Genomic DNA, 3,317 nt, shown 5'->3' on the forward strand with positions numbered 1-3,317 from the left:
TCATCCAGCGCCATCTCACTTTTGTAGATTTTTGTTCAGATCGATTGTCGTGATGCTCAGTTTTGCCTGTTGCCTGGATCGATCATGGACCGCAGAGCCACCACCACGGCGCCCCAACATTTTATTGATCGTCGCCGATGATTTAGGCTTTAGTGACCTGGGATGTTTTGGCGGCGAGATTGAAACACCCCAGCTGGATTCTCTGGCGGCGAAAGGCGTTCGATTAACACAACTCTATAACACCGGGCGCTGCTGTCCTTCGCGCGGTTCGTTGATGACGGGCCAATATCCACATCGGATTGGGCTGGGGCATATGACGAGAAATCTCAACCAGCGCGGATATCAGGGACACATTGCTGACGAAGCGATTACGATCGCGCAGATCCTGCAACAAGGAGGTTATCGAACATTTCTTGCCGGCAAATGGCATCTGGGGACAGAAGACCCGACCAAACTCGGCTTTGAAGAATTTTATGGCACCCTGGTCAGCGCCAAAACGTTCTGGGACGTAAATCATTTTACAAGGCTCCCCGCATCACGAAGCACGCATACCTATCCCAAGGGAGAATTTTATGGCACGGATGCAGTCACCGATTATGCGATTGACTTTATGCGAATGGGCAGACGCAACCCCGATCAACCCTGGTTTTTGTACCTCGCTTATAATGCCCCTCATTTCCCGTTACATGCTCCCAAAGAAGATATCCTCAAATATGCCGACCACTATCGTATTGGCTGGGACAAAATTCGAGAACAACGTCTGACCCGGATGAAACAATTGGGAATCGTTCCGGGAGATACAAAGCTCTCTCCCCGGTCCCGCTATTGGGATTGGGGTGAGTCGGAGGCACGTCTGAATCCGGCCTGGGATTCATTGCCCACAGATCGCCGCGGTGATCTGGCACGACGCATGGCCATCTTCGCCGCGATGGTGGATCGCATGGACCGAAATATCGGCCGCGTCTTAACCAGCCTGCGTCAAAACAAGGAACTGGAAAACACGCTGATTATTTTCACATCGGACAATGGTGCCTGTGCCGAGTGGGACCCGCACGGATTTGATATCAAATCCAGCCGCAATAATACGCTGTACTGGGGCGAACAACTCGACAAAATGGGAGGCCCGGACACACATCATAGCGTCGGCTCTGGCTGGGCGAACGCCTCCAATACGCCGTGGAGACTCTACAAACATTTTAATCACGAAGGCGGCATCGCTTCACCGGGCATTGTCCACTGGCCCGCGCAGGTGCAACAAGCGGGAACAATCATCGCGACACCAGCCCACATTATTGACATTGTCCCCACCCTGCTGGAGGCATCTCAGGTGAAATACCCAAGCCAATGGGACGGTGATTCGACTCTACCTCTTCCCGGGCAAAGCCTGATTCCCCTGGTCAAAGGTAAAAAGCAGGAGGAGCGCACTCTGTATTTTGAGCATCAGGGAAACCGGGCGATCCGGGAGGGACGCTGGAAACTTTCGGCGATTCGGGGAGAACCCTGGGAACTTTACGACATTTCACAGGACCGCACCGAGCTTCATAATCTGGCTCAACAGCGTCCTGACCTGGTTGCTCCACTGGCTCAAAAATGGGACACCTGGGCACAAGAAAACTTTGTCTTCCCCTTCCCCAAAGATTACCGAATCGATTACCTGCCGCCGCTAAAAGAATAGTGCGTCTGTTTGCGATATCAAAAAAACAGAGTTGGCCCGTTAAAGCCAACTCTGTCACTTCAGCATTCAAATTCAGATTTGTGCAGCAAAGAATTATTCACTCGCAGCCGCATTTTTGTCCTTGTCTTTCTGGTTTAACCTGACCATGAGCCACTGCTGGGTCTCATCTTTCCCGATGTGCACCAACAACGGTGCTTCATCTTTCGTCAGGTTATAGATCCCCGTGTCATACACCGTTTTTTGATCATCGCCAACGGTCCAGGCAGCACGTTGCGTCTTCTTATCGACAGATCCTTGTAACTGCTGAGTCTTGTTGGTTTTCGTATCGGTATAATTTCCCCGGATGATCCCCTGCGCGTTGACTGCAAGTTCTACGCTGGAATCAGACGATGTCTGTCCACTTTCGGAAAGGGCAAACACACCCAATGGCATCCAGTTTTTCTCATCGCTGACATCAGCTGATGCGCCGGCAGATGCCAACTGGCTGGCTTGTTGCGTGTATTGCTCTGCGGTGCCCATATCCTGATTATTGACGTAAACACTATTGTCCTGATAGACCACATTATTTCCATAGTCATAATAAATCGGTTGTGAATTAGCCAGGGTCAACCAGGCCATCATCGAACCCCAGGTACAGGCATTCCAGGCATAACCTGCAGGCCACGCAGATGCATACCAGACCCCCGGATGCGCCGCGTACCAGCCGGGGTAATACATTCCATAACCATGAAATCCAGTTCGAATCACTGCGCCATGATAATATCGTGTGGAAGGGGGCACATGCGCAAAACCGGCGGCATAACCGCCATTGGGACCATGAACCACACCGCCGGCCGTTGTGCCGCCAGCTCGCCCGTGAACGACGCCGCCTGCTGCACCACCACCATTAGGACCGACGACTTTTCCACCGGCAGCCGATGCACCACCTGGTCCAACAACGCCGCCTCCAGCGACCTTGCCACCATTATTCCCATCAATGGAACCGCCTGCAGCACGACCGCCATTCGGGCCTACCGCACCGCCGCCTGAGACGGTATTTCCACGCGGTCCGGTATAACTACCGCCTCCGGCCACACCGCCATTGGGCCCATGATAAATATTTCCAGATCCGGAACCGTTATCAATCGAACGATTGACAGTATCGCGTCCGCTAAAATCCTGAACTCCGGGGTGTGAATTTGTAACAGCATTCTGCCCGGCATCTGAAGGCAGGCCGAGAAAACTATTCAGATTCTGCCGCGTGGGCCGCTGATTAAAATTCATGTCACCCACATTGAGTGAGCCATCAGTTCGACCGCCACGATTCAAGTCACCGGTATTGGCTCGATTGAAATTATCCCCTCTGGATTGATCAAAGGATCTGGCCTGATTCGAAAAGCTGTTACTAAAGCCTGTATTGTCATTAAAGCGACTGGGCTGATCAAACCGGCTGCCATAATTTGAGAAGCGACTGCTATTGGAACTCGCTCCACCAAAATTTCCCGTGTTCCTGGAAGCGGAATTAAAATCTCCTCCGCCGCCAAAGCCTCCATCACCACCGCCAAAACTACGGTCTCCTCCGCCGCCGAAGCCTCCACCACCACCACCAAAACTACGGTCTCCTCCACCGCCGCCACCACCAAAATTACGATCCCCACCGCCG

At 52.7% G+C, this 3,317-nt stretch carries 2 protein-coding genes; one reads left to right on the top strand and one right to left on the bottom strand.

The genetic code is table 11. The annotated features are described in order from the left end of the window. Positions 1 to 52: 52 nt before the first annotated feature. Positions 53 to 1,675 (top strand): arylsulfatase, encoded by a 1,623-nt coding sequence (locus Q0294_RS17645; RefSeq protein WP_299468094.1) that lies wholly within the window; start codon positions 53 to 55, stop codon positions 1,673 to 1,675. 93 nt (positions 1,676 to 1,768) lie between these two features. On the opposite strand, the gene Q0294_RS17650 is transcribed toward Q0294_RS17645, so the two are convergent. Continuing rightward, positions 1,769 to 3,317: hypothetical protein (locus Q0294_RS17650; protein ID WP_299468092.1), on the bottom strand; the 1,549-nt coding region annotated here is incomplete at its 5' end.

Origin of the sequence: uncultured Gimesia sp. (assembly GCF_937919775.1) — a bacterium.
In the GTDB taxonomy this organism is placed as follows: Bacteria; Planctomycetota; Planctomycetia; order Planctomycetales; family Planctomycetaceae; genus Gimesia.